The organism is Cribrihabitans pelagius, assembly GCF_048820915.1.
In the GTDB taxonomy this organism is placed as follows: Bacteria; Pseudomonadota; Alphaproteobacteria; order Rhodobacterales; family Rhodobacteraceae; genus Cribrihabitans_A; species Cribrihabitans_A pelagius.
The window spans coordinates 79,406-104,606 of sequence record NZ_JBMERR010000015.1 but is presented as its reverse complement, the minus strand read 5'-3'; the positions used below and the strand labels follow the sequence as shown (position 1 = coordinate 104,606).

Sequence of the window (25,201 nt, the reverse complement as noted above, 5' to 3'; positions counted from 1 at the left end):
GAAGAAATTTGCGGCGTTGCTGCGTTACACCAGCACCGCGCCGCCAGCCTGGATGACGCCCTGCGTCTCGGCCTCGCCCAGCAGCATCTCGTTGTGCGCTTTGCCGGATGGGATCATCGGGAAGCAGTTCTCGTGCTTCTCCACCAGGCAGTCGAAGATCACCGGCCCGTCATATTCGATCATCTCCATGATCGCATCGTCCAGGTCCTTGGGGTCGCTCACGCAGATACCCTTGGCGCCGAAGGCCTCGGCCAGCTTGACGAAGTCGGGCAGCGCCTCGGACCAGCTGTGGCTGTAGCGCTCGCCGTGCAGCAGCTCCTGCCACTGGCGCACCATCCCGAGGCGCTCGTTGTTGAGGATGAACTGCTTGACCGGCAGGCGGAACTGCACCGCGGTGCCCATCTCCTGCATGTTCATCAGCCAGGACGCTTCGCCTGCCACGTTGATCACCAGCGCGTCCGGATGTGCCATCTGCGCCCCGATCGACGCCGGGAAGCCATAGCCCATGGTGCCGAGGCCTCCGGAGGTCATCCAGCGGTTCGGATCCTCAAACCCGAGATACTGCGCCGCCCACATCTGGTGCTGGCCGACCTCGGTGGTGATGTAGCGGTCGCGGTCCTTGGTCAGCGCTTCCAGCCGCTGCAGCGCGTGCTGCGGCTTGATCGTGGTCCCTGAGTTCTTGAACGACAGGCAGTTGACCGCGCGCCATTCGGCGATCTGTTTTTGCCACTTGGCGAGTGCTTCGCGGTTCACCTTGCGGCCGCGCGCCTTCCAGACCTTCAGGAGGTCCTCCAGCACATGGCCGACGTCGCCGACGATTGGAATATCGACCCGGATCACCTTGTTGATCGAGGAGGGGTCGATGTCGATATGCGCCTTTTTCGAACGCGGGCTGAAGGCGTCGATGCGGCCGGTGATGCGGTCGTCGAAGCGGGCGCCGATGTTGATCATCAGATCGCAGCCGTGCATCGCCATATTGGCCTCATAGAGCCCGTGCATCCCCAGCATGCCCAGCCAGTTCTCCCCCGAAGCCGGGTAGGCGCCGAGCCCCATCAGGGTGGAGGTGACGGGGATGCCGGTGGCACCGACCAGCTCGCGCAGCAACTGGCTTGCGGCGGGGCCGGAGTTGATCACGCCGCCGCCAGTATAGAACACCGGCCGCTTGGCGGTCTCGATCGCCTCCACCAGCTCGGTGATCGCCTCCATGTCGCCTTTCAGCGGCGGCTGGTAGTGCGAGGCCGCGGGTTTCGGGCCCTGGTAAGCGCCGGTGGCAAACTGCACGTCCTTTGGGATGTCGACCAGCACCGGACCGGGGCGGCCGGCCATCGCGACGTGGAAGGCCTCATGCAGGGTGGGGGCCAGCGTGTCGGTGTCCTTCACCAGCCAGTTGTGCTTGGTGCAGGGGCGCGTGATGCCGACGGTATCGGCTTCCTGGAAGGCGTCCGAGCCGATCATGAAGGTCGGCACCTGGCCGGTCAGCACCACGATCGGGATCGAATCCAGGAGCGCGTCAGTCAGGCCGGTGACCGCATTGGTCGCCCCGGGGCCGGAAGTAACCAGCACCACGCCCGGCTTGCCGGTGGAGCGGGCATAGCCCTCGGCAGCATGCACCGCGCCCTGTTCGTGGCGGACCAGGACGTGTTTGATGTCGTTCTGCTGAAAGATCTCGTCATAGATCGGCAGTACGGCGCCGCCGGGATACCCGAACACCACGTCCACGCCCTGATCCTTCAGGGCCTGAACAACCATCTTCGCGCCGGTCATTTCACGTGTCATCTGCTTTCTGCTCCAATTGGCGGCATCGTCCGTTACGCATAAAAAAAGCCCCCGATGTCAGGTCGGAGGCGCATGGGTTCGAGTATGGTTAACCGTTACCGGCCCATGCGCTTGGTTCCTACGATTACGACTAGGGTGGTCACGGCCACAGGCTCCTCGTTGCGTTGCAGCGGACATTAGGCGCGGGGGGCAGGGGCGTCAACCGGCAAACCTGTCAAAAAAACACCCTCTGGGGACATTTTCTTGCGTCAAGCGGGTCGGCCGGGACATTTCCGCGAAGGCCGCGGCCTGTGCAGCGGCAAAAAAATGCCAAAACCGGCAGACGGGTGTCCCGTTTGTGCCAGAAACCCGCCGGGACCGCAGGCAGGCTCAACCCGTGGGTGTTTTCACGGGAAAGGATATTGCATGACTGAGGATAACCTCTCCGCGCTGGTCGATGTCGGGCGCTACCCACTGGACCGGCCAGGCTCGCGCGCCTATGCGCAGCTGATCGCGGATCTGCAGCGCGACCTGGGCGCCAGCGGCTGCGCAGTGCTGCCGGGCTTCGTGCACGCCGGGGGCGTGGCGCGGCTCGCGGAGGAAGCCGAGGCGGTGGCGGAGCGGGCGCACCGGTCCTTCAGCCGCGCCAACCCCTATTTCAGCCAGGATGACCCGCGGCTGCCGCCGGATCACCCGGCGCGCCAGTTCCACGGCCGCTCGAACGCCTTCATTCCGGCCGACAGCTTCGGCCCGGACAGCCCGCTGCGGCAGATCTACGAGGCCCCCTCCTTCATGCCCTTCATCCGCACCGCGCTCGGCGAACCGGAGGAGCGGTTCTTCCGCTATAGCGATCCGCTCGCCGATGTGATCATCAACATGGTGGAGGAAGGCGGCGGCTTTCCCTGGCATTTCGATACCAACAATTACACGGTGACGCTGGCGATCCAGAACGGCGAGGCGGGCGGCGACTTCGAATACGCCCCGATGCTGCGCTCGGCCGCGGATGAGAACTATGGAGGCGTGGCCCAGGTACTGGCCGGCAGCTCGCCCCTGGTGCGCAAGCTGGTGCTGCAGCCGGGCGATTTGCAGATCTTCCGCGGCCGCTATTCGCTGCACCGCGTGACTCCGGTGGAGGGCGCGCGGCGGCGCTACGTCGGCATCTTCTCTTTTGTCGAGGCCGAAGGCATGTGCGGCGGCGAGGAGCGCACCCGGCAGCTCTATGGCCGGGTGCTGCCCTGCCACCGGGCCGCCAGCCGGGTGCGGGCGGATGCGTTGCGCGACTGAGCGGATGCGCTGCGCGACTGAGCGGATGCGGTCTTGGCGCGTTGTCACGGAGAGGGCGCCTTGACCGCGTTAGCCCTAAGACGGGCCGGTGCCGGAAAGATCCGTGCCAGATTGAACCGTGCTATGCGTCTTGGAAGTGCCCAGCCCGCGCCGGGGGCCCTAAAGCCCCGCGCCGGTCCCCTGCAGCACGCCGTGTTCCAGCGCATAGCGGGTCAGCCCGGCAGTGGAGGAGATGCCCAGCTTGCGTTTGATGTTCTTGCGGTGGGTCTCCACCGTGCGCACGGAAATGTCGAGCGCCAGCGCCACTTCCTTGTTCGATTTGCCCTGCGCCAGCTCCAGCAGGATGGTCTGCTCGCGCCCGGTCAGTGCCTCGCGGGCACCGCCTTCCTTGGGTTTCAGCGAGCCGGCCGCGCCGGTGCAGAGATAAGTTTCTCCCTGCATTACCGCGTCGATGGCCTGCTTGATCTCTTCGGTGGGCACATCCTTCAGCACATAGCCCATGGCGCCATGGCTGAGCGCAGTGGAGATGTACTCGGCGCTGTCGTGCATCGTCAGGATCAGGATGCGCACGCCGGGGGTCTGCTCCAGGATCATCTCGGTGGCGCTGAGCCCGCCAAGCTGCGGCATGTTGAGATCCATCAGGATCACGTCCGGCGCCAGCTTGCCCGCCTGCGCCACCGCCTCGCGGCCATCGGTGAGACAACCGACCACGGCGATGTCGTCATAGCTTTCCAGGATCGACTGGATGCCCTCGGCCACCATCGGGTGGTCGTCCACGATCAGAACTTTCACCGGTTGCATGCGGGAGTCCCCTCTGGCGTCATGGCAGCCGCGCGGGCGTGGCTTCATCGCCGGGCGGCAGCAGATGGCTGAGCGGCAGCCCCGCCTCGATCACTGTGCCGCTTTGGCCGCCACGTGATGACAGAATGCGCAAGGTGCCGTCAAGCTGCTCCATCCGCTCCTGCATGTTGCGCAAGCCGATGCCGGTGCCGCCGCGCATGTCCGCGGACGGCAGGCCGCAGCCGTTGTCGGTGATGCGCATGGTGGCGCCCCTGGTGTGGCCGCGCAGACTGATGCTGACCTTGCTGGCGTCGGCGTGGCGCTCGATGTTGGTGAGCGCCTCCTGCGCGATCCGGTAGAGCGCGATCTTGGCGTCCTGGTCGAGCCGGTTTCGGAACACCACGGTAGAAAACTCGGTTTCGATGCCGGTGCGGGCAGCAAAGTCATCCGTCAGCGCCTTCAGCGCCGGGCCGAGGCCGAGGTCGTCGAGCACCCCGGGCCGCAGGTCGCGGCTGATCCGGCGGACTTCGGAAATGGCGGTGAGCAGGCTGGTGATGCCCTTGCCAAGCGGCGCCTCCGCACCCGCGCTGTCGCCGCGGCCCAGCCTGCGCCGGGCGTTGTCCAGCGCATAGCGCACTCCGACCAGCAGCTGGCTGATGCCGTCGTGCAGCTCCCGCGCCACCCGGCCGCGCTCTTCCTCCTGGGCATCGAACACCCGCTGCGTGAGCTCCTTCAGCTTGGCATCGGCCAGCCGCCGCTCGCGGATGTTGAGCAGCATTCCCGAGGCAAAGACCAGGATCAGCGACACCAGTGTGATCGCCCCGATGTAGAGGAACGTGCGCCGCACCCGCGCCTCCACATCCGCCCGCGAAGCCGCGACCGAGGCCAGCACATCGTCGATGAACACGCCCGTGCCCACAGCCCATTGCCAGTCCTGCAAGCCCACTACATAGGCGATCATCTGCGCCTCCTCGCCGGTGGAGGGCTTCTGCCAGGTGAAACTGTGCCAGCCCGCGCCCTCGCGGGCGAGGCGGATGAACTCGTCCACCACCGGCACGCCGCGGCTGTCGGTGAGCCCCGTCCAGTTGCGGTTAATGAACTCGGTTTGCCGCGGGCTCACCAGGTTGGTGCCGGCATAATCGTAGACGAAAAAGAAACCATCCTTGCCGTAGATCATCGCGCTCAGCATCTGGGTGACCTGTTCCTTGGCCTCGGCATCGTCGGGGCTGGCAAGCCCGTAGATATGGCCAAAGGCGTTCCGCGCCTGGGTCACATAGTTGCGCAGCTCGTCCTTCTTGGTGCGGATCAGCTGCCGCTCCAGCGCCTGGATCTCGCGCTCGGCCAAGGCGCGCGACTGGTAGCCCACAACCAGCGCAATCGCGAGCCCCGCCACCAGGAGCGGCAAGGTCGTCAGAAGCGAAAGTTTCTGCGCGTAGTTGGGGCGCAGAAGGAAGCTGAGCAGGCGCATCTTGGCGGGTCTCCGCGAGCCGGGCCGGAATCGGGGCGAATCGTTACGCAAATCTGCGGCAGAATCAAAGAGCCGCGCAGGCAGCGCCCCCGCCGCCGTCCCTGAAACACCCCGGAAACCGGCGTCTTTCAATCCTTGGTTGTGTCTCATGCTTGTGGAGAACATGAAAAACGCGCTCGTCTACGTAGTACTTGGTATTCACATTAATTTCCCCGGCGGTAGGCTTGCCGCACCCGAACCGATCCGCCCGCGCCTGCCGCGGGCATCCGTATAAAATGGGAGGAACATTTGATGGATCGCCGTTCTTTTTTGAAAACGTCCGCACTGGGCGGCACTGCCGCTGCCGCCACCGGCCTGGCCGCGCCGGCCTATGCCCAGGGCAAGCGCACCCTGACCATGGTGACCACCTGGGGCCGCGGCCTGGCGGGCGTGCATGATTCCGCACAGCGCGTTGCCGACAACATCACCGCCATGTCCGGCGGCGACCTGACCGTCGACCTGAAAGCCGCCGGCGAGCTGGTCGGCGCCTTCGAGGTCTTCGACGCCGTCACTTCCGGCCAGGCCGACATGTACCACGGCGCCGACTATTATTTCGTCGGCCAGCACCCGGGCTATGCGTTCTTCACCGCGGTGCCCTTCGGCATGACCGCGCAGGAGCTGACCAACTGGTACTACCACGCCGGCGGCCACGAGCTGCACGACGAGCTGGGCCAGATCTTCGGGCTGAAATCCTTCCTCGGCGGCAACACCGGCGCCCAGGCAGGCGGCTGGTTCTCCAAGGAAATCAACGCACCGGAAGATTTCAACGGCCTGAAGTTCCGGATGCCGGGCCTGGGCGGCAAGGCGCTGGGCAAGCTGGGCGCCTCGGTGCAGAACATTCCCGGCTCCGAAGTCTACCAGGCGCTGTCCTCCGGCGCCATCGACGGCACCGAGTGGATCGGCCCCTGGGCGGACGAGAAGGCGGGCTTCCAGGAAATCACCAAGACCTACTACACCGCGGGCTTCCACGAGCCGGGTGCGGGCCTGTCGGTGGCGACCAACCGCGAAGTCTATGAGAGCCTGTCGCCCGCGCATCAGAAAATCATTGAGATCGCCTCGGCCGAGTGCCACCAGTGGAACCTGGCCCAGTTCCTGACCAACAACGGCGACGCGCTGCAGCGCCTGCAGGCCGGCGGCGTCAAGGTCATGGAATTCCCCGATTCCGTCTGGGATGCCTTCGGCAAGGCGAGCAAGGAAGTCCACGACGAGAACCTCGGCGACGAGCTTTACAAGAAGATCCACGACAGCGCCATGAAGTCGATGAAGTCCTCCTCGGCCTGGCAGAACCTGTCCTCCGGCGTCTACACCGCACAACGCGACCGCGTTCTGGGCTAACCGGACCGCACCGCCTTCATCGGATCCCCCGCCTGGCGCGGGGGGTCCCTTTGCAGTTGCATAAGACGGGACGGCCGGCGCCCTCCGCGCGCCCAGCCCGCAGCAGCAATCTTCCGGGGGAAACATGCAGGAAGAGACTGGCATCTCCTTCTTTGGCGCCATCTGGGGCGGCCTCGTGTGGCTGATCCAGAACCTGGCCGGCGCCTTTTACAACTTCGGCTACGCCGTCACCCATCCGCAGCTCTGGCTCGACTGGTCGGACAAGGCCTCGATCATGCGCTTTGTCTATTACGGCGGCTCGGTCGAGTTCTTCTTCGTCATCTTCACCGCCTTCCTGCTGCTGACGGCCGCCGGGATCTATTTCCGGCCGCTGATGTGGGCGGTGGTGCGCGGGCTGGAGGCCTTTGCCAACACCACCGGGCGCTTCTTTGCCTGGGCCGGCCTTCTGATGGTGATCCAGCAGATCGTCATTGTCTTCATGCAGCGGGTCTTCGCCCGCCCGGACATGAGCTTCGGCTTCGGCATCCCGTTCAGCCAGGACATCAGCTGGTTCGCCGAGGAGCTGAAGCTTTACAATGCTTTGGTGGTCTGCCTCTGCGTCACCTACACTTTCGTGCAAAGCGGCCATGTGCGCGTCGACCTGATCTATTCCGGCATCAGCTTCCGCGCCAAGCGGGTGGTCGACATGTTCGGCTCGCTGATCTTCATGATGCCCGCGGCGGTGCTCACGTGGATGTACGGCTGGTATTTCTTGTGGCGGCACCTGATCGTGCCGAAACCCTCGGCTTCGGACACGCTGGACCGGCTGGTGATGAAATCCCGTGCCCTGCGCTGGAACGTGGAGACCATCGGCTTCAGCCCGAACGGTTTCAACGCCTATTTCCTGTTCAAGATCCTGCTGGTCCTGTTTGCCGCCATGGTGTTCCTGCATGCGATCGCCTTCTTCTACCGCTCCTTCCTGGAGTTCTCGGAAGGCCCGGAAAGCGAAGACAAATACCTCGACAAGGACAGCCTTGGAGAGGGTGAAGAAGCCTACGAAGGCACGCATTAAGTAAGAGGCAGCAGTTATGCTATTTGGACTAGATGGCGTCGAAATCGGCCTGATCATCGTGTTTTTCTGCCTCTTCGGGGGCATCCTTTCCGGCTTTCCGGTGGCCTTCGCCATCGGCGGTGCCGGGGTCATCTCCTTCGGGATCATCGCCGCGCTCGACAGTGCGGGCATCCTGGTGCACCAGGCCATCGACACCTCGTCCCAGCTCTACCGCGATCTTGTCGCCAGCGGGGTGAAGCCGGACGCGGTCTCGGTGTTCCGATACCCGGAACTGCCGCGCATCGCCGAGCCGGTGTTCCCGCAGGGCTGGGAAGTGGCGATGGACCGCAACGTGTCCTTCATCGTGAACCGGATGAACGAGCGGGTTCTGGCGGGCGCGTCGATCGAGACGCTGCTGGCGGTGCTGATGTTCGTGCTGATGGGCATCACGCTGGAGCGTTCCAAGATCGCCAATGACCTCCTGACCACTATGGCCCGGGTCTTTGGCCCGCTGCCGGGCGGCCTCGCCGTGTCGATCGTGGTCGTGGGCGCCTTCCTGGCTGCCTCCACCGGCATCGTCGGCGCCACCGTGGTGACCATGGGCCTCCTCGCCCTGCCCACCATGCTGCGCAACAACTACTCGCCCGAGCTCGCCACCGGCGTGATCGCGGCCTCCGGCACGCTGGGGCAGATCATCCCGCCTTCCATCGTGATCGTTCTCCTGGGCACCCTGGCGGGCGATCTCTACTCCACCGCCCAGGAAGCCCGCGCGCAGGAGGCCGGCTGTTCCGACGCGCTCACCTACCTGGGCGAGCCTGCGGTGGTCTCGGTCGGCACCCTGTTCCAGGCGGCCCTGCTGCCGGGCATCCTGCTGGCGCTGCTCTATGCGGGCTATGCCTTTGGCTATGCGCTGCTGAACCCGGAAAAAGCCCCGGCGGTGAACCTGGAAACCGGCACCGGCACGGTCATCACCCGCAGCGAAGGGCTGACCTGGTTCCTCGCGGTTCCGGCAGCCCTGATCGGCGGCGCGATGCTCCTGGGAAGCGTCAACCTGATCGGCAGCCAGAACATCACCGTCTCGGCCTTTTCCGACGCTGGCCAGACAGCCTCGCTGCGCACCAATGTAGGCGCCGATTGCAAGGCGTCGATGATCGAACTGCACGGCCAGACAGCCTGGGACGCTGCGGTTGAAGAGCAGAAAGCGATCCGCGCCGCAGGCGGCGTCAGCGAGGCCCAGCGGCTGAGCCCGGAGGAGCTGGAAGCCGCGCGCGCAGCGAAGATCGCAAATGCCGCCCCGATCGGCACCGGTCTCACCGTGCTGATGGTGATGGCGGGGCTGGTGCTGGCCTTCGGCCGCGGCGTTGCGCCCTCGCGCGATGCCAAGCCGCTGATCCTCGGCGCCATCGGGGTGCTGCTGATCGCGCTGGCGGACCTGGTGGCCATCGCGCCCACCACCTCGCCCGGGGCGACGGTGCTGTGGATCGCGCTGCCGCTTCTGCTGGCGCTTTACGGCTGCAAGGAAGCCGCCAGGCGCTGCGCCGGCAATGATCTGATCCGGGTGGTCTTCCCGCCGCTGGTTCTGATTGTCGCGGTGCTGGGCTCGATCCTGGGCGGCATCACCAACCCGACGCCCGCCGCGGCGCTGGGAGCGGGCGGCGCCATCATGCTGGCCGCCTACCGCAAGCTGCAGGACCAGGGCCGGTCGGGCAAGATCATCATCTGGTCGACCTTCGCGGTGGCGCTCTGCATCCTGGTCGGGGTCAACTTCGACCTGCGGGTGAACCAGGGCGGCGTGAGCGCCGAGAGCTGGATTGCCTTCATCGTGGCCTATGGCGCCTATCTCTTTGCGCTGTTCGGGCTGCTGTTCGGCTGCTGGGTGCTGTTCAAGGCCGGGGTGCTGACGCCGGTGGTGCGGGAGACCGCCAAGGTGACCTCGATGGTGTTCACCATCCTGATCGGCTCGCAGCTTCTGAACCTGGTGGTGATCTCCTTTGGCGGCGAACACTACATCCAGCAGTTCCTGAAGAGCTTCGACAACGAGATGACGGTCTTCCTGATCGTGATGCTGGTGCTGTTCTTCCTGGGCTTCGTGCTGGACTTCCTGGAGATCATCTACATCGTGATCCCGATCGTGGGCCCGGTGATCTATGGCGGGTCTTTCGATCCGAAATGGGTGACCATCATGGTGGCGGTGAACCTGCAGACGTCGTTCCTGACCCCGCCTTTCGGCTTTGCGCTGTTCTACCTGCGCGGGGTCGCGCCGAAGGAGGTGACCACCGGCCATATCTACCGCGGTATCCTGCCCTTCGTGGTGATCCAGGTGGTGGGGCTTGGCATCCTGTGGCTGTTCCCGGCCATCGTGACCATCGTGCCGGCGCTGATCCCGAGCTGACCGGCGCGCGCGGGAGAGAGATGAGAGGGGCCCTGCGGGGCCCTTCTTCGCTTTTTCTGATGCCCTGAGAGCCGGGCAAGGGCGCTGCCCCTCTGCGCCCCGCGGGCGCATTCACCCCGGGGTTTTCGAGGTCAGAAAGTGGCAGGAGGAAGCGCGGGCGGCGGCGGTCAGGTGAACTGGATCAGGTCCCAGCGGTTGCCGAAGGGGTCGCGCCAGACGGCGACGGTGCCATAGGGCTCGCGGCGCGGCTCTTCTTCGAAGATGACGCCCTGCGCCTGCATCGCCGCATGGTCGCGGGCGAAGTCATCGCTGGCGAGGAACAGCCCGACGCGGCCGCCGAACTGGTTGCCGATGACGGCCTTCTGGGCAGGGCCTTCGGCGCGGGCGAGGATCAGGCTGCCGTGCTCCGCCCCCGGCGGCAGGATGCGCACCCAGCGCTTGCTGCCCAAGTCCACGTCTGCGGCCAGCTGCCAGCCGAGCTGGCCGCAGTAGAAGGATATCGCCGCATCGTAGTCGGTCACGACGAGGCTCACGGCGTGAAGATATTGCATCAGCGGTTCCGGTGCACCGGCTGCTCCGGCAGCTGGATGTTGGCGACCTGTTCGGCGATCGGATCGGTAGAGAGCGGGTGGTCCGCCTCGGCGTAGGCGGCGGGGTCGGTCATCACCTTCCACTGGCTCTCGTGGTAGATCTGCAGGCCTGAGAACTTCGCCTTGTAGCCCATCTTGGCGCTGCCCGGCACCCAGTAGCCGAGGTAGACATAGGGCAGCCCGGCCTCCCGCGCGATCTCGATATGGTCGAGGATCATGTAGGTGCCCAGCGAATTCTGCGGCTGGTCCGGGGCGTAAAAGGAATAGACCATGCTCAGCCCGTCCTCCAGCACATCGGTGAGCGAGACCGCGGCGAGCGTATTGGTGCCGGGTTCGGAATATTCCACCACCCGGCTGCGCACCGGGGTCTCTTCCACCATCGCGGCATATTCGAAGACATCCATGTCGGCCATGCCGCCATCGGCGTGGCGGCTGTCCAGATAGCGGCGGAACAGGGTGAACTGATCTTCCGTCGCCCAGGGCGAGGTGGCCCGGCGCAACAGGTGGCGGTTGCGCCGCAGAGTGCGCTTCTGGCTGCGGCTGGGACCGAAGGCGGCCACGTCGATGCGCGCCGACAGGCAGGCCGAGCACTCCGAGCAGGATGGCCGGTAGAGCACGTTCTGCGAGCGCCGGAAGCCCTGCTGGCTGAGGCTGTTGTTGAGCTGCTCCACCCCGTCGCCCTGCAGCGCGGTGAACAGTTTGCGTTCCATGCGGCCATCCAGGTAGGGGCAGGGCTGCGGCGCCGTCACGTAGAATTGCGGGGCAATCGGAAGGGTGTGGCGCATCGGGGAAACGGCAGCTTTCGTGGCGGCGGGGACAGGCAGTTGCAAATATGATAGCAACGCCCCCGCAATGCGCCAAGGGGCGTTGTTGAAAATGGTTTAATCGGCTGCCAGCGCCCGGCGGTTCAGCATCGCGGTGCCGAGCGCCAGGTCGCTCAGCCCCTGGCCGCGGGCGCCGGTCAGCATCAGCACCACCGAGATCACCTGCAGCGGCGCAAATGCCATCGAGAGCGAATAGCCCGCGGTGTGCAGCGCCGCCTCGCCCGCGTTCAGCGGCGTGCCGGCGGCGGTGCGCAGCTCGATCCCGGCTGCCCGCATGCCCCAGGTGGCCGAGCCCGCAGCAATGGTCAGCGTCCGGTAGGCCAGCCCCACCGCAAGATAAAGCATCGGCCAGATCAGAAGCCCGGTGAAGGCAGTGAGCACCACCGTCACGGCGCTGAGGCAGAGGATCACGATACTGTCCACGATCCAGGCCAGGAGCCGCTTGGCGGTGACGCCGCTATAGGCCTCGGGCCGCTCGAAGGGATCGGGCAGGCCAGGGCCGGCGGGATCCGGGCGGAACGCGGAACGGGGCAGGGGGGAGTGGTCACGCATGGCGGTCCTTTTCAGGCGGGGAAAGGGGAGGGCCGGCAGCGCGGCCCGATCGCAGGCGCCGCCCCGCCCGACGGGGGCGTGGCGGCATCGTCATCTGCCGGGTCCGGCAACGCTCAGCGGCGGTCATCGCCGCGCGGATCCTCTTCGCCGTCCTCATCGGCGTGATCGGCGTGACGGGCGCGCTCGTCCATGAACTGGTCGAACTCGGCCTTGTCCTTGGCCTCGCGCAGGCGTTGCAGGAAGGCTTCGAAGTCATGCTGCTCCCGCTCCAGCCGGCGCAGCGTGTCGGCCTTGTAGGCGTCAAAGGCGTGGTTGCCGGAGGATTTCATTGCCGAATACCCCGAAGACATCCAGCTGGTGCGGCGGCAGGCGGATTTGCTGAACATGCGCTTGCTCCAGATCATGTAGAACAGAAGGGCGAGGCCGACGGGCCAGAAGAACACAAAGCCCAGCACCATAACGGCGATCCAGGCGCCTTTACCCTTGCTGTCCAGCCAGGCTTCGCTGCGGGAAAACCAGCCCTGGGCGGAAAGCTGCGGGGCGGGTTGGGTGTAACTCGTCATCAGGGGTCTCCAGGTTGCGCGTGAATGTAAATCCTTTTCACATGATAGCATATCGGAAGCGCGGGCGCCCGCTTCAAGGGTGAATGTGAATGTTTTTTACATTTGGGTGGCATCGCACTGGAAAGGCCTGATTTTATCTGATGTCGGGGGGCGGGGAGGGGGCCGGACCCAGAAAACAGTCAGCGCGCGCGGCTGGGTCTCGTGCGGCCGCATCCCGTTGTCCGGTGCCTGAAAGCTCCGGAGGCTGACCGTCGGAGCAAGGGACTGCCCGGGGGCGGCGGACACAGCGGCACACCTTTCCCCGGGCATCCAAGATACCTAAGATCACTCGTCAACAATGCAAAAATGCCCCGCGCAGTGGAACGCGACCGCATCTGTAAGTTTAGCAAGGCAGATGCGCTCTGGCGATGCGGGTATTCCTGACCCTACGTAAGTACTACGCCTGCAGCATTAGTACTACGCCTGCAGTATTAGGCCCGGGCCGCACGCCCCGGGCGGCTTTGCCCATTGACGCCCCCCGCCGCGCGGCACAGTCTCGGCCCATGAGCAACGCTTTGAAGATCACGCGCCTGCCGCGCGCATTTGACGAGACCCTGGGGGAGGAGGCGCGCGCGCTTGTACCGGACCTCGGCGGTGACGAGGCCGCTCTGGTTGCCGGCGTCTGCGGCTCCAGCCCCTATCTGAACGAGCTGACAGCGCGCGAGGCGGACTGGCTGCCGCAGGCGCTGGCCGATCCGGACGCGGCCCTGCAGCAGGTGCTTGCGGACTGCCGCGCGCTGGCGCCGGACGAGCTCAAGCCGGGGCTGCGCCAAGGCAAGCGGCGGCTGGCGCTCCTGACCGCGCTGTGCGACCTGTCCGGGGCCTGGACGCTGGAGCAGGTGACCGGCGCGCTCACCGACTTTGGCGCGCTCTCGGCCGATGTGGCCATCAAGGCGGAGATCGCCACCCTGATCCGCCGCGGCAAGTTGCCGGGCTTGAGCGAAGAGGATGTTGAGACCGCCGCGGGCCTCACCGTCCTCGCGATGGGCAAGATGGGCGCGCATGAGCTGAACTACAGCTCCGACATCGACCTGATCTGCCTGTTCGACGAGACCCGCTTTGAGCCAAGCGACTTCTACGAGGCGCGCCAGGGCATGGTGCGCGCCACCCGCAACATGTGCGCGGCCCTCAGCGACCGCACCGGCGACGGCTATGTCTTCCGCACCGACCTGCGGCTGCGCCCGGACCCCTCCGTCACGCCCGTGTGCCTCGCGATGGAGGCAGCGGAACGCTACTACGAAAGCCTGGGCCGCAGCTGGGAGCGCGCCGCCTACATCAAGGCCCGGCCCTGTGCCGGCGACATCGCGGCGGGCGAACGCTTCCTCAAGACCCTGCGCCCTTTCGTCTGGCGGCGGCACCTGGATTTTGCCGCCATCCAGGACGCCCACGACATCCGGTTGCGCATCCGCGAGAACAAGGGCACCGGCGGCGCCCTGAAGGTGCCCGGCCACGACATGAAGCTGGGCCGCGGCGGCATCCGCGAGATCGAGTTCTTCACCCAGACCCGGCAGCTCATCGCGGGCGGCCGCGACGACAGCCTGCGGGTGCGCGGCACGGTAGAAGGCCTGGCGGCGCTGGCGGCCAAGGGCTGGGTGCCGCAGGAGGCCGCTGAAACCCTGACCAGACACTACCGCGCCCACCGCGAGGTGGAGCACCGCATCCAGATGGTGCATGACGCCCAGACCCACCAGGTGCCCAAGTCCGAAGACGGCATCGCCCGCATCGCCTGCCTGATGGACTGTGCGCCCGGCGATCTGCTGGAGACGCTGAAGGAGCGGCTCCGCGAGGTGCACGAGCTGACCGAAGGCTTCTTTGCCCCTGGCAGCGGCACCTCGGAGGCCGCCGCCGCGCCCCCCGAGGTCCCTCCCGAGGCCGCCGCCGAACTCGACGGCGCCGTTATTTCCCGCTGGCCCACCTACCCGGCGCTGCGCAGCCCGCGTGGCGCACAGATCTTCGAGCGGCTGAAGCCTGAACTGCTGGCCCGCGTCGCCCGCACTGCGCAGCCCTCGGAAACCCTGCTGGCGCTGGACGGCTTCCTCGCCGGGCTGCCCGCGGGGGTGCAGCTGTTCTCCCTGTTCCGTGCCAATCCGCAGCTCATCGACCTGCTGATTGATATCGCGGGGACCTCGCATGCGCTCGCAGGCTTCCTGTCGCGCAACTCCGGTGTCTTTGATGCGGTGATCGGCGGCTCCTTCTTCGACCCCTGGCCGGGGCGGGAGACGCTGGACAGCGAACTGGCGGCGCTGCTGGCCCGCGAAGGCGACTACGAGGCCAAGCTCGACGCCACCCGGCGCTGGAGCAAGGAATGGCATTTCCGCATCGGCGTCCACCACCTGCGCGGGCTGATCGGCGCCGGGGAGGCGGGCGCGCACTATGCCGAACTGGCCGAAGCGGTGATCGCCGGCCTCGCCCCCGAGGTAGCAGCGCATTTTGCCGAAAAGCACGGGACCGCCCCGGGCCGCGGTGCGGCGGTGCTGGCGATGGGCTCGCTTGGCGCCGGGCAGATCAACGCGCAATCCGACCTCGACATGATCGTGATCTACGACGCCGCCGGCACCGACATGTCCGAGGGCAGGCGCCCGCTCGCCACGCGCCCCTATTTCGCCCGCTTCACCCAGGCGCTGGTCACCGCGCTCACCGCGCCGATGGCGCAGGGCAAGCTCTATGAAGTCGACATGCGCCTGCGCCCCTCGGGCAACCAGGGGCCGGTGGCGGCGAGCCTCGCGAGTTTTACTCTCTACCAGCAGAACGAGGCCTGGGTCTGGGAGCACCTCGCGCTCACGCGTGCCAAGGTGGTGGCCGGCGATCCCGGCCTGGCGGCGGAAATCGAGGATTTCCGCTCCGGCTTCCTCAGCCAGCCGCGCGACCGCGGCAAGGTGCTGCAAGAGGTCGCCACCATGCGCGCACGCCTCGCCGCGGCGAAGTCCCCCGCCAGCACCTGGGACGCCAAGACCGGTCCGGGCCGGATGATGGATATCGAGCTGATCTCCCAGGCCGGCTCGCTCCTCTCCGGATCCGCCACCCGCGGCGTGGCCGAAGGATTGCGCGGTGCTGTCGCTGGCGGCTGGCTGGAGGACGCGGATGCACAATATCTGGATGCCGCATACCAGCTATTCTGGTCCGTGCAGACCGCCGCACGGCTGCTGTCCGGCAAGGCCATCACGGCCGCCGCGATCGGGGAGGGCGGGGCCCGCTTCCTCTGCCAGACCACCGGCTATGCCCGGCTGGAGGCGCTTGAGCACGAGCTGGAGGCCCGCTATGGCAGATGCGCGGCGATCATTGCGGAAGCCTTGGCCAGGGAGGGCGCAGTTGCAGGGCAGGATTGAACAGGACCCGCGCGGGCTGATCTTCGAGTGCTACCGGATCGAAGGGATCACCGAGGCCCAGTGCCGCAGCATCTTCTTCGACTGGGCGCTGGGGGTGGCCGCGGAGCGTGACGCTTTGACAGATATCCGCAGCCTGCTGGAGATCTACGGCGGCCGCCACCCGGAGCACCCGATGACAGCGGTGCTGCAGCAGGGGTTGGAGCAGCAGGCCGCCCCCCGCCGCCGCGGCGGCTGGCGCGCCCGCCCGCGCTGATCCCGGCCCCCCGGCCTGACCGTTCCCAGCAGCCCACGGCGCGGGTCCCCCGGCCGGCGCTGCCTCTTTCCCTGCGCGCGGCTTGCCGCTAAGAGAAGCCCATGACAGCCCCTATCCCCGCGCCCGAGCGCGCCCGCGTGAAAATGAAGCCCAAGTCGAACGCCCGCGCCATCCGGCACGGCTTTCCTTGGGTCTATGCCAACGAGCTGGTGACCGACCGGCGCACCCGCAAGCTCGCACCCGGCAGCCTCGCCGTGCTCGAGGACGAGGCGCAGCGCCCGCTGGGCCTGGTGGCGGTGAACCCCGAAAGCAAGATCATCGCCCGCATGCTCGACCGCAACCCGGAGGCGGTGATCGATCAGGCCTGGTTCGCCGCCCGGCTCAGCCGCGCGCTGGTGCTGCGCGAGCGGCTTTACGATGCCCCCTTCTACCGCCTGGTCCACGCCGAGGCCGACGGGCTGCCCGGCGTGGTGATCGACCGTTTCGGCGCGGCTTGCGTGGTGCAGCCCAACGCCGCCTGGGCCGACGCGCATCTCGACGCGCTGACCGCGGCGCTGGGTGAAGTGACCGGCGCGGAGGTGGTCCTCAAGAATGCCTCCGGCCGCACCCGGTCGCTGGAAGGGCTGGACGACGTGAGCCAGACCCTCCTGGGCGAGGCCCCGGCCGCGCCGGTGCCGGTTCAGATGAACGGAGCCACCTACATGGCCGACCTCACCGGCGGCCAGAAGACCGGCCTGTTCTACGACCAGCGCGAAAACCACGCCTTTGCCGCCCGGCTGACCGCGCCCGGCGCCAAGGTGCTGGATGTCTTCTCCCATGTCGGCGGCTTTGGCCTTGCGATGCTGGCAGCCGGTGCCACCCATGCTACCTGCGCCGACGGCTCCGCCGCAGCGCTGGAGCTCGCCGCCGACGGTGCGAAAGCCGGTGGCCATCAGGACAAATTCACCGCCCGCCAGGGCGATGCCTTCGACGTGCTCGCAGCCCTGGGTGAGGAGGGCGAGACCTTCGATGTGGTGATCTGCGACCCGCCCGCCTTTGCTCCGTCGAAGCAGGCGCTTGACGCCGGTCTGCGCGCGTATGAGCGGGTGGCGAAACTGGCCGCCCCCCTGGTGAAACCGGGCGGCTATCTCGGCCTCTGCTCCTGCTCCCACGCCGCGGATCTTGCGAGTTTCCGCAATGCCTCCGCCCGCGGTATCGGAAGGGCAGGCCGCCGCGGCCAGCTGTTGCACACGGGCTATGCCGGCCCCGACCACCCGCAGCTGCCGCAGCTTGCCGAAAGCGGCTATCTGAAGGCCGTCTTTTTCCGGCTCGACTGAGGCCCCATGAAGCTGCTGCTCGACACCTGCGTGCTCTACCCCACGGTGATGCGCGAGATGCTCCTGGGCGCGGCCCGGCGCGGGCATTTTGCGCCGCTGTGGTCGGCGCGCATTCTCGGCGAATGGGCGCACGCGGCGCAGAAGCTGGGGCCGCAGGGCATGGCCCAGGCCGAGGCCGAAATCGCCCTGACCCGCGCCGCCTGGCCGCAGGCCGAGGCCGCCCCGGCGCCGGGGCTGGAAGCCCGCCTCTGGCTGCCCGACAGCGCCGACATCCACGTGCTCGCCGCCGCCATCGCAGGCCACGCAGATGCCATCGTCACGCTCAACAACAAGGACTTCCCGCGCCACACCCTGGCCGAGGAAGGCCTGGAGCGGCGCGGCCCTGACGAGTTGCTCTACAGTTTCTGGCTCGAAGATCCGGCCGGCATGGAGGGTCTTGGCGCTGAAGTCCTGGCCGAGGCCAACCGGCTCGCAGGCGGCGGCTGGCAGCTGCGCCCGCTCCTGAAGAAAGCCCGCCTGCCGCGCCTCGCCAAGGCGCTGGCATCTGCGTCCGGGTAGGAACACCCGCGCGGGCAGACCGCCCCAAACGGCCCGGCTGCACCGCCGACCGCCGAATCCGGTCCGCGCCGTCTCTTCTTCTTTGCAAACAATACTCCGGGGGGCTTGAGGGGCTGGTCCCTCAAGCCTCAGCCCCGAACACACACGCCGCGATACAGCCACCGGACCGAACCGTCGGCGGCCTCAACACTGGCGCTGATGCGCATCGAACCCGCCTCACCCCTTGGCCCACTTCGCCTCCAGCCGCTCCAGCGCCGCGATGCGCTCTTCGGTCTTCGGATGGCTCATTAGCCAGGCGGGCGCCATGCCTGCTCGCGCCTGGGTGAGCTCTTCCAGCTTGCGGAACAGGCTCTTCTGCGGCCCCACCCCGATGCCCGCCTTGGTCAGGAGCGCCGCGGCATATTCATCGGCCTCATACTCATCCGCCCGCGACAGCCGCGCCGCCAGCAGCGAAGTCAGCACCCCGGCAATCCAGGGCCCGACGAAGGGCACGAACCGGCCAAGGATGATCATCAGCGCGGTCCGCAGCGCATTCTGGCCGGAAAAGTCGATGATCCGCCGCCGGGCATGCCCCAGCGCCACATGGCCCAGCTCATGCGCGATGACCGAACCCATTTCCTCGGCGCTTACCTCACCGTTCTGGTACTTGCGGTAGAACCCGCGGGTGATGAAGATCCGCCCGTCCGGCGCGGCCAGCCCGTTCACCGGGTCGGTCTCGTAGATATGCACCTTGATGCGCGCGAGGTTCAGCGCCGCGGCCAGCCGGTCGGTGATCCGTTTCAGCCGCGGGTCCGCCAGCTCGGTCGACCGCCGGTCCAGTTCCCTCTGGGTGCGCCAGACCGAAATCCGGTACATCACCAGTCCATAGAGCACCGCCAGCAGGATGGGGGTCAGTTTGAGCATGCTTCAGATATGGGGCGGGCGGGCTGATGGCTCAAGCTCTTTCCGCAAGATGTGCAGCGGTTATAGCGGTGTGTTCGCCGCCGACGGCCAGGCGCTGGATGTGATTGCATCCTGCAAGGCAGCATAGCAGTCCGGATCGATCCCGGGCCCTGCCAGCCCATCCATGATCGCATAGGTCTTGTCCAGCGGCAGCGCATCGCGATAGGGCCGGTCGGCAGTCAGCGCATCGAAGATATCGGCCACCGCGATGATCCGCATGTCGAGGGTCAGCTGATCCGCGTTCAGGCCGTGGGGATAGCCGCGCCCGTCCAGCCGCTCATGATGCGCGGCGGTGACGTCGGCCAGCTCCCCAAACACCGAAATTTTGCTCAGTACCTCGTGCCCCAGCACCGGATGGCGCTTCATTGCGGCAAACTCCTCATCCGTAAGCTTGCCCGGTTTGTCGAGGATCATGTTGGAAACTCCCAGTTTGCCTATGTCATGCAGCAGCGCGCCGCGCACCATCCAGCGGCGCCGTTCAGGCGTATAGCCGAACTGGTCGCAGATCATCCCGGTATACCGGGCCACCCGCTGCGAATGGCCGTGGGTGAACGGGCTTTTGGCGTCAATCACCAGCGAAAAGGATTCGCTGATCTCATCCAGGAAATCCTCGTCCACGGGACGGGTCTGATGCGCCGCCGCGCTGGCAAAGACCGCGCCCGCCAGGCCGGGGTCCGCCAGATCGCGGGCAAAACCGGGGCTGCGGACCAGCGCGGTGAACACCGGCACCAGCTCCGGATCGAACCAGCTGCCCGCCCGCCGCTCCAGCTCGGCGGCAGCGGCCTCTGCGCCGATGCCGGTGGTGAAGATGTCGGTGATCTGCGCCATCAGCGCAATGCGGGCATAAAGCGGGATCGCCTCCCCGCCGATCCCCAGCGGCCGCCCGCCGCCGTTCCAGTGCTCGTCCAGGCAGGCAATCCCTTGCGCGACCTCCTCGGGAAACCGCATCCGCCGTGCGATCGCGGCGCCGCGGTCGCAGCGCGTCTGGATCAGCTCGCCGGCAATATCCCGGTTGTTCGCCAGCACCTGGCCCAAGGTCCTGATCCGGTTCAGCGGCGGCGTGCCCGCCGCAGTGTTGCGGATCAGAAAATCCAGCCCCTGTCGGGTGCCATTGACCTTCTTGAACTCGCGTTTGAAGGCCAGATCGTCGGTCTGGTACAATTCGCAGATCCGCGCCGCGTTAGAGCTGCACCCGAGATCCTTCATCAGCAGCGTGAAATAGAGCTGCGCGCGCGCCTGCGGCGCCAGTTCCAGTGCCGCGGCCACCTGCATGCCGATCCAGCAGCAGCGCACGCAATGCCCCTTGGGCTGTCCTTCAGTAAGGTCGAGCGCGTGACTGAGCGCGCCCATTAGCTCTCCAAGCGGCACCGTACGCGGAGCGGGGCCAAGGGAATGGGCCAGTTGAGACATCTGCCTTCACCACAATATCAGGATAAAATCCGGGGAAGGTCAGAATTGTTTGTGCTCGCTTAACGCTGCCTTACCGGTCCGCGGCGCGGGTCCGGTTATATGCTGCGGTTTTGTTTAAAAATGCCGCGCCCCTACCGCGTGAGCTCCTTCATGCCGCGTTCCAGGCCGTCCAGCGTCATCGGCACCATGCGGTCCTCGAAGATCTCGCGGATCATGCCGATGGAATGGGTGTAGTCCCAGTATTTTTCCGGCACCGGGTTGATCCACAGGTTCGAGGTCCAGGCCTCCCGCGCGCGGGTGAGCCAGACCTGGCCGGCTTCCTCGTTCCAATGCTCGTTGGCGCCGCCCGCATAGGCGATCTCGTAGGGGCTCATCGAGGCATCGCCGACAAAGATGCATTTGTAGTCCGGCCCGTAGGTGCGCAGCACCTCATGGGTGGGGATCTTCTCGTTCCAGCGGCGGCGGTTGTCGCGCCAGACGCCTTCGTAAAGGCAATTGTGGAAGTAATAGTATTCCAGATGCTTAAACTCGGCCCGGGCGGCGGAGAACAGCTCCTCCACCACTTGGATGTGCGGATCCATCGAGCCGCCCACATCGAGAAACAGCAGCACCTTCACTGCGTTGTGGCGTTCGGGCCGGGTCTTCACGTCCAGATAGCCGTGCTCGGCGGTGGAGCGGATGGTGCTGTCGAGGTCCAGCTCCTCATGCGCGCCCTCGCGCACCCAGCGGCGCAGGCGTTTCAGCGCCACCTTGATGTTGCGGGTGCCGAGCTCGACATCGCCGTCGAGGTTCTTGAACTCGCGCTTGTCCCAGACCTTGACCGCGCGCTGGTGGCGGCTCTTGTCCTGCCCGATCCGCACGCCTTCGGGGTTGTAGCCATAGGCGCCAAACGGCGAGGTGCCGGCCGTTCCGATCCACTTGTTGCCGCCCTGGTGCCGGCCCTGCTGTTCCTTCAGCCGCTCCTTCAGCGTCTCCATCAGCTTGTCGAAGCCGCCGAGCGCCTCGATCTCGGCCTTTTCCTCCGCGCTGAGGTGCTTTTCGGCCATCTTGCGCAGCCAGTCCTCGGGGATGTCAACGGCCTCCATCACCGCCGCGGCGGGGATCTGCTCCAGCCCTTCGAAGGTGGCGGCGAAGGCGCGGTCGAACTTGTCGACGTTGCGCTCGTCCTTCACCATGGCGGCGCGGGCGAGGTAGTAGAAAGCTTCCACGTCATAGGTGGCAAGCCCGGCCTTCATCGCTTCCAGGAAACTGAGGTATTCGCGCAGGGAAACCGGCACCGCGGCCTTGCGCAGGTTCTCGAAGAAGGGCTGGAACATCGGGGCCTCCGCTTGCGTCTGGTTTGCCGGGCCGGGGCATCCGGCGGGCACATCGGGCCCGGGATCAGGCCAGGAACCGGTGCGCCAGGATGGTGGCGAGCAGGCCGAGAATACCAAAAACCATCGCGTAGACAGCCCCGTATTGCAGCATGTCGGCGGTATTGCCGCCGCGTCTGCGCGCCTGTGCCGCGCCCAGAAGCGCGCCCAGCAGAACCCCGCCAATAACAATCATGATGTCTCCGCCTCGCTGCCTGCCCGCGCCGCGGCGCGGTGTCCTGTCATCGGGACGGCGGCCGCAGGGAGGCGATCTCCCGCACCCGTGCTTCCACCGCCCAGTCCGGGCCAAACCCGTAGCGCGCCCATCCGAGACTGTCCAGCCTGACCCTGCGCGCTGCCACGGCTTCACCCTCCAGCGCCAGGGCCTCGGCCTTCAGCATGAGGAGAGTGGCGAGGAGGGCCGCGTTTTCATGCGCTTCGGCCAGCCGGGCGGCGGGCTCCAGCAGGGTAAGCGCAGTGGCGCCGTCGCCATGGGCGATGGCATAGGCCGCAAGCGGCACACTGACCCGGGCGCGGTGCATCGCGGTCTCCGGCCCGGTGCCGAGAAAGGCCAGCGCGCTCTGGAAGTGGCGCAGGGCAAGCGCGGGGTCCTGGAACTGCAGCATCCGGCCAAGGAGGAAGTGGCTGTGGGCGCGGCGGTGGTCCTGCCAGCCGAGATCGCGGGCAATCGCCGCCGCCTGAACTGCGGCGCGGCTGCGCTCGCGCAGGGCGGATTTGGCGCCAAGCGCCCGTTCGAAGGCATCGGCCCAGGCTGGGGCGGTTTCGGGCAGGAACTGCGCCTGGCGCCGCTCGCCGGCGGGGTTGAGCCGCGCCAGGATGGCGGGCAGGCGGGCTGCGACCTGGTCCCGCGTCATGCCGGTGTGCAGCTCGGGCGCATAAGTGGCGCGCAGCACCAGCATGTCGAATCCGGTGAGCACCACGTGGATGTTGTCGTCGTTGAAGACGGAATCCGGCAGCCGGTAGAGGTCGTTGAGCGGGCCGATGGCCTGGGCCAGCTCCTCGTGCAGGCAGTCGCGCGCCTCCTGGAGGCTGGCATCATTGGGGAGGAAGATGGCAAGCTGCTTGCGCTCGCGCAGGAGCGGCCAGCTGCTGCGCGGATGGCGGCGGGCGCGGCGGTACTCGGCCAGCGAAGCCGCATTGGGGACCACGAAACAGGCGGCATTGGGCAGGGCGCGGCGGATCTCGCGGCGCGGCACCAGTTCGACGGTAATGCTGGCCCCGGGGCTGGCGGTGCGGCGGATGGGAATGCCGGCCTCGCGCTCCAGCCGGGCCAGAAGCGCGGCGAGGTCGCGGGTGAAGCCGGGCAGGGGGTGGCCGGTGACGCGCAGGGTGATGGGCATCTCGAAGCGGGTGAAGACGGGCAACGGGCTGCCGCCTTCGAGCTGGAAATGCAGGTCGAGGAAATCGCGGGCGATATCGGCGTTGGCGCGCTGCGGCGGCTGCGGCTGCGCCCTCGTGAAGACCTTGACCGGCGGCAGCGGCACCGGCGCGGCCGCGGCGCGGCTGGGCGGTGCGCTGCGGGGCACGGCGGCGCAGCCCGCAAGCGCCAGCGCGGCGATACCCAGTGCTGCTGCGCGCAGCCCATTGCGCCAGGCGCCCCCTTCGCGGAGCCACAGCGGAAGCACGGCTGGCAAGGACCGCGGCAGCAGTCCGCGCAGGGCGGGGCGCAGGGGGCGGGCGGTCTTCACGGGCGCCTCACCGGAACGTCACGGGCACATCACGGGCACTTTGGGCGCGGCCTCCTGTCTTTCCCGGTACGGCGCCGGATGCCTTGCCGGGCGGGCCGTCCCGCGCCGGTTCCTGCCTCAGCCTAATGCGGCGGCTGCGCGAAGGAAAGCCGCAGGTTTCAAGAGCGGCTCAGCGCTTGCCGCGCGCCATGAAGGCGAGGCGTTCGAACAGGTGCACGTCCTGCTCGTTTTTCAAGAGCGCACCATGCAGCCGCGGCAGCGCGTCGGCGCCCTTGCTGGCGATATCCTCGGGGCTCAGATCCTCGGCCAGGAGCAGCTTCAGCCAGTCCAGCACCTCCGAAGTGGAGGGTTTCTTCTTCAGGCCCGGGGTTTCGCGGATCTGGTAGAACTGGGTGAGCGCGGTGGTCAGCAGCGATTCCTTCAGTCCCGGATGATGCACCGCGACGATCTTTTTCATCGTCTCCGCATCGGGGAAGCGGATGTAGTGGAAGAAGCAGCGGCGCAGGAAGGCGTCCGGCAGCTCCTTTTCGTTGTTGGAAGTAATGATCATGACCGGGCGGTGCTTCGCCCTGATCGTTTCGCCGGTCTCGTAGACGTGAAACTCCATCTTGTCGAGTTCCTGCAAAAGGTCGTTGGGAAACTCGATATCGGCCTTGTCGATCTCGTCGATCAGCAGCACGACCTTTTCCCCGGCCTCGAAGGCCTCCCACAGCTTGCCCTTCCGGATGTAGTTCTTCACGTCATGCACGCGCTCGTCGCCGAGCTGGCTGTCGCGCAGGCGGCTGACGGCGTCGTATTCGTAAAGACCCTGCTGGGCGCGGGTGGTGGATTTGACGTTCCACTCGATCATCCTGAGCCCCAGCGCGTTTGCGACCTGGCGCGCCAGCTCGGTCTTGCCGGTGCCGGGCTCGCCCTTGACCAGCAACGGCCGCTCCAGTGTCACCGCGGCATTTACCGCGACTTTCAGGTCATCCGTGGCAACATAGTCTTCAGTGCCCTGAAATTGCATGTCTTTCCCAATCTGTCTGTGGCATTCTGCAGCCGTGTTCCGCCGCATGCGGTCTTAGACCGCTTTTAACCAGACGCACTTACTATTGTGTAGTGACAATCGCGGCGGTTGGGATTAAACGCTGCGGCATGGGGGAGCCACGATGTTTGGAAAGAGATTTGAGACCAGCATTATGGGCCAGACCGAAGGAGCCGAAATGAAGCAAGAAGTGTTTCTGCCGGACGACTACCGCCCGGCCGAAGATGAGCCTTTCATGAATGAAAGGCAGACTGAGTATTTCCGCCGCAAGCTCTTGAACTGGAAACAGGAACTCCTGGCAGGCAGCCGCGACACAATCGAGGGGCTGCAGGACAGCACCCGCAACATTCCCGACGTGGCCGACCGCGCCAGCGAGGAGACCGACCGCGCCCTGGAACTGCGCACCCGGGACCGCCAGCGCAAGCTGGTTGCCAAGATCGACTCGGCCCTGCGCCGCATCGACGAGGGCGAATACGGCTATTGCGAAGTGACGGGCGAGCCGATCTCGCTCAAGCGCCTGGACGCGCGTCCGATTGCCACCATGAGTCTGGAGGCGCAGGAGCGCCACGAGCGGCGCGAGAAAGTGCACCGCGACGACTGATCTTTTCAGCCGTTTGCAGGAAAATCCGGCCTCTGCCGGACGCCGGGGTCTTTTGC

General features: G+C 66.6%; 22 protein-coding genes. 9 read left to right on the top strand and 13 right to left on the bottom strand.

Going from position 1 to position 25,201, the window contains the following annotated elements; all coding sequences use genetic code 11:
- Positions 1-24: 24 nt before the first annotated feature.
- Positions 25-1,776, bottom strand: a complete 1,752-nt coding sequence (locus ACOHX0_RS14390) for an acetolactate synthase 3 large subunit (protein WP_420677636.1) — start codon at positions 1,774-1,776, stop codon at positions 25-27.
- Positions 1,777-2,181: 405 nt separating this feature from the next.
- Between ACOHX0_RS14390 and ACOHX0_RS14385 the strand changes: the two genes are divergently transcribed.
- Complete coding sequence (locus tag ACOHX0_RS14385; protein WP_420677634.1) at positions 2,182-3,039, top strand: HalD/BesD family halogenase; 858 nt, start codon at positions 2,182-2,184, stop codon at positions 3,037-3,039.
- A 159-nt stretch (positions 3,040-3,198) separates the two neighbouring features.
- On the opposite strand, the gene ACOHX0_RS14380 is transcribed toward ACOHX0_RS14385, so the two are convergent.
- Both ACOHX0_RS14380 and ACOHX0_RS14375 read right to left on the bottom strand, forming a co-directional pair.
- Positions 3,199-3,840 (bottom strand): response regulator transcription factor, encoded by a 642-nt coding sequence (locus ACOHX0_RS14380; protein WP_420677633.1) that lies wholly within the window; start codon positions 3,838-3,840, stop codon positions 3,199-3,201.
- A 19-nt stretch (positions 3,841-3,859) separates the two neighbouring features.
- Positions 3,860-5,287 (bottom strand): cache domain-containing protein, encoded by a 1,428-nt coding sequence (locus tag ACOHX0_RS14375; protein WP_420677632.1) that lies wholly within the window; start codon positions 5,285-5,287, stop codon positions 3,860-3,862.
- A gap of 291 nt (positions 5,288-5,578) precedes the next feature.
- Between ACOHX0_RS14375 and ACOHX0_RS14370 the strand changes: the two genes are divergently transcribed.
- The 3 genes from ACOHX0_RS14370 (at position 5,579) to ACOHX0_RS14360 (ending at position 10,083) form a co-directional block, all read left to right on the top strand.
- The gene (locus tag ACOHX0_RS14370; protein ID WP_420677631.1) at positions 5,579-6,661 is read left to right on the top strand and encodes a TRAP transporter substrate-binding protein; all 1,083 of its coding nucleotides are present in this window, start codon (positions 5,579-5,581) and stop codon (positions 6,659-6,661) included.
- Positions 6,662-6,785: 124 nt separating this feature from the next.
- Positions 6,786-7,712, top strand: a complete 927-nt coding sequence (locus tag ACOHX0_RS14365) for a TRAP transporter small permease subunit (RefSeq protein ID WP_420677630.1) — start codon at positions 6,786-6,788, stop codon at positions 7,710-7,712.
- Positions 7,713-7,728: 16 nt separating this feature from the next.
- Entirely contained in the window at positions 7,729-10,083 is a 2,355-nt protein-coding gene (locus ACOHX0_RS14360; RefSeq protein WP_420677628.1) for a TRAP transporter large permease, read from the top strand.
- A 167-nt stretch (positions 10,084-10,250) separates the two neighbouring features.
- On the opposite strand, the gene ACOHX0_RS14355 is transcribed toward ACOHX0_RS14360, so the two are convergent.
- The 4 genes from ACOHX0_RS14355 to ACOHX0_RS14340 form a co-directional block, all read right to left on the bottom strand.
- Positions 10,251-10,634, bottom strand: coding sequence for a VOC family protein (locus ACOHX0_RS14355; protein WP_420677626.1), 384 nt, complete (start codon positions 10,632-10,634; stop codon positions 10,251-10,253).
- Positions 10,634-11,458 carry an arginyltransferase gene (locus tag ACOHX0_RS14350; RefSeq protein ID WP_420677624.1) on the bottom strand — a complete coding sequence of 275 codons (825 nt, stop codon included), beginning with the start codon at positions 11,456-11,458 and terminating at the stop codon, positions 10,634-10,636. Before ACOHX0_RS14350 ends, ACOHX0_RS14355 begins: the two co-directional genes overlap by 1 nt.
- A 96-nt stretch (positions 11,459-11,554) precedes the next feature.
- Positions 11,555-12,049 (bottom strand): RDD family protein, encoded by a 495-nt coding sequence (locus ACOHX0_RS14345; protein ID WP_420677623.1) that lies wholly within the window; start codon positions 12,047-12,049, stop codon positions 11,555-11,557.
- 113 nt (positions 12,050-12,162) lie between these two features.
- Complete coding sequence (locus tag ACOHX0_RS14340) at positions 12,163-12,612, bottom strand: DUF2852 domain-containing protein (RefSeq protein WP_420677622.1); 450 nt, start codon at positions 12,610-12,612, stop codon at positions 12,163-12,165.
- A gap of 542 nt (positions 12,613-13,154) precedes the next feature.
- Here ACOHX0_RS14340 and ACOHX0_RS14335 point away from each other — a divergent pair.
- The 4 genes from ACOHX0_RS14335 (at position 13,155) to ACOHX0_RS14320 (ending at position 18,104) form a co-directional block, all read left to right on the top strand.
- Positions 13,155-15,977, top strand: a complete 2,823-nt coding sequence (locus tag ACOHX0_RS14335) for a [protein-PII] uridylyltransferase family protein (RefSeq protein ID WP_420677621.1) — start codon at positions 13,155-13,157, stop codon at positions 15,975-15,977.
- The gene (locus ACOHX0_RS14330) at positions 15,961-16,230 is read left to right on the top strand and encodes a hypothetical protein (RefSeq protein WP_420677619.1); all 270 of its coding nucleotides are present in this window, start codon (positions 15,961-15,963) and stop codon (positions 16,228-16,230) included. The genes ACOHX0_RS14335 and ACOHX0_RS14330 overlap by 17 nt, the downstream gene beginning before the upstream one ends.
- A 101-nt stretch (positions 16,231-16,331) precedes the next feature.
- Positions 16,332-17,546: an RSP_2647 family RNA methyltransferase gene (locus ACOHX0_RS14325; protein ID WP_420677617.1), complete on the top strand. Its 1,215-nt coding sequence runs from the start codon at positions 16,332-16,334 to the stop codon at positions 17,544-17,546.
- 6 nt (positions 17,547-17,552) lie between these two features.
- The gene (locus ACOHX0_RS14320; RefSeq protein WP_420677615.1) at positions 17,553-18,104 is read left to right on the top strand and encodes an RSP_2648 family PIN domain-containing protein; all 552 of its coding nucleotides are present in this window, start codon (positions 17,553-17,555) and stop codon (positions 18,102-18,104) included.
- A 216-nt stretch (positions 18,105-18,320) separates the two neighbouring features.
- On the opposite strand, the gene ACOHX0_RS14315 is transcribed toward ACOHX0_RS14320, so the two are convergent.
- The 6 genes from ACOHX0_RS14315 to ACOHX0_RS14290 form a co-directional block, all read right to left on the bottom strand.
- Positions 18,321-19,007 carry a M48 family metallopeptidase gene (locus ACOHX0_RS14315; protein ID WP_420677613.1) on the bottom strand — a complete coding sequence of 229 codons (687 nt, stop codon included), beginning with the start codon at positions 19,005-19,007 and terminating at the stop codon, positions 18,321-18,323.
- Between the two features lie 60 nt (positions 19,008-19,067).
- Positions 19,068-20,396 carry an HD-GYP domain-containing protein gene (locus ACOHX0_RS14310; protein ID WP_420677612.1) on the bottom strand — a complete coding sequence of 443 codons (1,329 nt, stop codon included), beginning with the start codon at positions 20,394-20,396 and terminating at the stop codon, positions 19,068-19,070.
- A 191-nt stretch (positions 20,397-20,587) separates the two neighbouring features.
- The gene (locus ACOHX0_RS14305; protein WP_420677611.1) at positions 20,588-21,772 is read right to left on the bottom strand and encodes a vWA domain-containing protein; all 1,185 of its coding nucleotides are present in this window, start codon (positions 21,770-21,772) and stop codon (positions 20,588-20,590) included.
- Between the two features lie 64 nt (positions 21,773-21,836).
- Entirely contained in the window at positions 21,837-22,004 is a 168-nt protein-coding gene (locus tag ACOHX0_RS14300) for a hypothetical protein (RefSeq protein WP_420677609.1), read from the bottom strand.
- Between the two features lie 46 nt (positions 22,005-22,050).
- Complete coding sequence (locus ACOHX0_RS14295; RefSeq protein ID WP_420677679.1) at positions 22,051-23,409, bottom strand: DUF2927 domain-containing protein; 1,359 nt, start codon at positions 23,407-23,409, stop codon at positions 22,051-22,053.
- A gap of 277 nt (positions 23,410-23,686) precedes the next feature.
- Positions 23,687-24,526 carry an AAA family ATPase gene (locus ACOHX0_RS14290; protein WP_420677607.1) on the bottom strand — a complete coding sequence of 280 codons (840 nt, stop codon included), beginning with the start codon at positions 24,524-24,526 and terminating at the stop codon, positions 23,687-23,689.
- Positions 24,527-24,722: 196 nt separating this feature from the next.
- Between ACOHX0_RS14290 and dksA the strand changes: the two genes are divergently transcribed.
- On the top strand, positions 24,723-25,145 hold the full coding sequence (gene dksA / locus ACOHX0_RS14285) for an RNA polymerase-binding protein DksA (RefSeq protein WP_420677605.1): 423 nt from the start codon (positions 24,723-24,725) through the stop codon (positions 25,143-25,145).
- Positions 25,146-25,201: the final 56 nt, after the last annotated feature.